Consider the following 3792-nt stretch of genomic DNA (forward strand, 5'->3'; position numbering starts at 1 on the left):
GCTGGGTGGCGCCCCTGGGGACGGGAGGGGTGGAGGCGCAGAAGGCGCTGGCCTCGGCGCTCAAGGATTCCAGCTGGCGGGTGCGCTGGGCCGCGGTGCGGGCGGAGGCCCGGAGCCGGGGACTGACGGAGCGGCGGGCCCTGGCGGACTGGATCATGGACACCCCGCCGGACGAGGACCTGGGGGCCTGCCTCACCGCCGCCCGGGCTGCCGCTGATTCCGGCCGGTCCACGGCGGACTTCCTGCGGGAGGCCGGTGCCCGGGGGCCTTCCGCCGCCGCCCGGGTGTGGGCGAAGCGGGACGCCGTCCGGCAGTCGCTGGCGCTGGAGATGTACTCGCAGGAGCCGTCCGTGCGGCTGCCGGCGCTCTTGCACCTGGCCACCTTCCAGGGCCGGTCGGCGACGCGCGTGGTGCTGGACGCGGTGGCGTCCAGGCCCGTCGCCGGTGATGCGGTGATGGCGGAGCTGCTCTCCGCTGTCGCCGAGCGGCAGCACGCGTCCGTGGGCCGGCTGCTCCTCACCGAGGCGAAGCCCCCGGACGAGGCGGTCATCAACCGGCTCTTCGCCGTGTACTCGCGCGAACTGGACGCGCTGCGGCCGGACCTTGCGTCCGCGGACGCGCAGCGCCGGCGCACGGCGGTGGCCACCCTGCGCCGCTACGGCCCGCTGGCGAAGCGGGAGCTGGAGGGGGCGCTGGGAGACGATGATGGCCGGGTCCGGGAGCTGGCGGCGCGGGGCCTGGCGGAGTCCTCCGGGAAGCCCCTGCGAGACGTGGCGCTCCAGGGCGTGAAGGACGCGGAGTCCGCGGAGGCCGCCCGGCCGTGGCTGGGCGCGATGGCCCGAGAGAAGGGGTGCTTCGCCTTCCTGCGGGACGTGGCGGAGGGGCGCAACGCCCGGACTCCAGAGGTGCAGGGGGAGGCGGTGGCGTTCATGGGGGACTGCACGGAGGGCCCGCCCCCTACGCGGCGCCTGGCGCCCTTCCTCTCGTCGAACGTGACTCCGGTGCGCGCGGGCGCGGTGCGCGCGCTGGGGGCGCTGCCCCGGAATGGCGACGCGATGGCGCTGGCGGCGAAGGCGCTGGAGGACGGCGCGCCGGAGGTGGTGGTGGCCGCGCTGGACGTGCTGTCCGCCTACCGGCAGCCGTCTCGCGGGGACGAGGCGGCGGGCCTGCTGGAGTCGGATCACCCGGTGGTGCGCGCGGCGGCGGCGCGGGCGCTGGAGTTCGTGGGCCGCACCGCGCACGTGCGCGTCCTGGCGGACCGCCTGCGCGGGGATCCGGTGGCGGACGTGCGCATCGCGGCCGCGAGGACGCTGAGCGCGCTGGGCGGGCCGCACGCGGTGGCGGCGCTGAGCGAGGCGGCGGCGCACGACGCGGACACGCACGTGAAGCACGTGTCGGCGGAAGGGCTGCGGCGGCTGGGCTTTGGACGCTGAGCGCTGACGTCGCGAGCGGCCCGGGGCCGCTCAGGCTGCGCGCACCGACGGCTTGGGAATCCGGGAGGCGGAAGGCCCGTGGCTCAGGGCCTTCCTCCTGACACTCACGGGCCGCTGACGGCCTTGGCGTCCACGCGGTTCCGGCCCGCATGCTTGGCCCGGTAGAGGTACTTGTCCGCGGCGGAGATGAGGTCCTCCGGCTGGGAGAAGTCCGAGTCCAGCAGCGTCGCCACGCCCAGGCTGATGGTCACCTTGATGGGCGTGCCGCTGAAGATGAAGTCCGCGCGGTCCACCGCCACACGGCAGCGCTCCGCGCACGCCAGGGCCGCGTCCTCCGCGGACTCGCGCAGCATCAGCGCGAACTCCTCGCCGCCGTAGCGCGCGAGCAGGTCCTCGGTGCGCACCGTGTCCGCCACCCGCTGCGCGATGCGCGTCAGCACGAAGTCTCCGGCCGGGTGGCCGTACACGTCGTTGATGCGCTTGAAGTGGTCCACGTCGAAGAGCACCAGCGACAGCGGCACGCGGTGGCGCAGGCAGTACGCGAACTCCTTGCGCACCGTCTCCATGAAGTACTTCTTGTTGTAGACGCGGGTGAGGCCGTCGCGCGTGGCGGACTCGTAGATGCTGCGCTGGTACTGCTCCTCCAGCGCGTCCTGGATGCTGAACTTCAGCACCGTGTTGGAGCCGATCTGGATCTTGTCGCCGTCGTACAGCGGCGCCGCGCTCACCTTCAGGCCGTTCAGGTACGTGCCGTTGGTGCTGCCCAGGTCCACGAGCTGGAAGCGGCCGTCGCCAATGGCGACCACCTTCGCGTGCTTGCGGGAGATGCCGTCGTCCTCGACCTGGAACTGGGCCTCCGAGCTGCGGCCCAGCACCACCTCCGAGCGGTCCAGCTTGAACATCCGCCCGATGCCGGCGGCGGACTTGGCGCTGATGACGATCAGATACGCGCTCTGCTGCTGGGCGCTGCCCAGCAGGTCCGAAATCGAATGGACGGAAGTTTTCTCCTCGGACATCGCGCCTCCCATCTTAGGGGCCGCCTTTTCACGGCGGCAAGCACACCCACGCTCCTTTCATGCACCCGGTGTCAGGCGACCCGCCCCACCCGCGCGGGCCGGCGCCTGGGTTTCTCCGGTGGCGGAACTGTCGGCCGCCCGACGGACAGCTCGCCGGCCACGGGCGTCCGGAGGAAGCGGGAGAGGGCCTCGCCCCCCCGGGGATGCTCCGCCAGCCCCTGCATCAGCTTCACCAGCGCCGCGGACGGGGTCATGTCCGCGCCCCCCACCGCCCCTTCCGCCAGTGCCTTGGCCCCGGACTCGTAGAGCGTGAGGTCCACCCCGTTGCGGTACGACTGGCTCACCACCAGCACCGGGACGCCCCGCTCGCGCGCCTGGATGAAGAGCGGCAGGAGCGAGCGGCCCAGCTCCGGCGCGATGGGCACGTTGCCCGCCCCGTACGCCTCCACCACCAGCCCCTTCACGTGCGGAAGGAGTTGCAGGGGCAGGGCCGGGTCCAGCCCCGGGTACACCTTCAGGAGGAAGACGCGCGGATCCAGTTTCTCATGGAGCCGGAAGGGACCCCGGGACGGGAGGCCCTTCTCGAAGGTGGCGTCCACGCCCAGCGTGCCCAGCACCGGGAAGTTGGGACTCTCAAAGGCGTCGTACTCCGCCACCTTCACCTTGCGCGTGCGGTTGCCCCGGTACAGGTGCGAGTCGAAGCAGATGGTCACCTCGCGCGGACCCTGGAGCGCGGAGAGCACCGCGTCGATGAGGTTCAGCCGCGCGTCCGAGCGGATTTCTCCCAGGGGCCGCTGCGAGCCCGTCAGCACCACCGGGCAGGGCGGGTTTCGCAACATGAACGACAGTGCACTGGCCGTGAAGGCGAGCGTGTCCGTTCCATGGGTCACCACCGCCCCGTCGAAGTCCGGCAGTCGACGGTGGAGGTGGGCGGCCATCCGGCTCCAGAGCTCCGGCTGCATCTCCGAGCTGTCCAGGTTGGAGAACAGCTCCAGTTCGATGTCGGCCAGCTGGAACAGCTCCGGGGCTCGCTTGCGGAGCGTCTGGAAGAAGGCCGCGGGACGCAGGGCGGAAGGCCGGCCACCGGCCATTCCGAGCGTGCCTCCCGTGTGCAACATCAGGACTCTGGGCATGGGCGAAGGGCCGTCTGCCAAAGGCCGCCTTGCTTTACAAGCCCGGCGCGCGTGGCTAAACCCCGGGGCCGTGCTCCTCCCTCGATGGAAGCGTGTTGCTCCCGTGCTGGCCGCGGCGACCCTGATGGTCGTCGGCTGCGCCAAGAGCGCGGAAGTTCCGGCCACCCCCAAGGCCCCGGGGTTTAGCCACGCGCGCCGGGCTTGTAAAGC

At 72.3% G+C, this 3792-nt stretch carries 3 protein-coding genes; 1 reads left to right on the forward strand and 2 read right to left on the reverse strand.

All coding sequences use genetic code 11. The features are described 5' to 3' along the window. The coding region (locus tag D7Y21_RS40580; protein WP_121718566.1) for a HEAT repeat domain-containing protein at positions 1 to 1433 on the forward strand (1433 nt) is incomplete at its 5' end. 104 nt (positions 1434 to 1537) lie between these two features. Here the strand turns inward: D7Y21_RS40580 and D7Y21_RS40585 are convergent. Continuing rightward, a complete protein-coding gene (locus tag D7Y21_RS40585) occupies positions 1538 to 2449 on the reverse strand; it encodes a GGDEF domain-containing protein (RefSeq protein WP_120529987.1) in 912 nt (303 codons plus the stop codon). A 71-nt stretch (positions 2450 to 2520) separates the two neighbouring features. Beyond that, positions 2521 to 3582, reverse strand: coding sequence for an asparaginase (locus D7Y21_RS40590; RefSeq protein WP_120563931.1), 1062 nt, complete (start codon positions 3580 to 3582; stop codon positions 2521 to 2523). Positions 3583 to 3792 lie beyond the last annotated feature (210 nt).

It is taken from the genome of Corallococcus sp. AB045, assembly GCF_003668895.1.
Lineage (GTDB): Bacteria > Myxococcota > Myxococcia > Myxococcales > Myxococcaceae > Corallococcus > Corallococcus coralloides.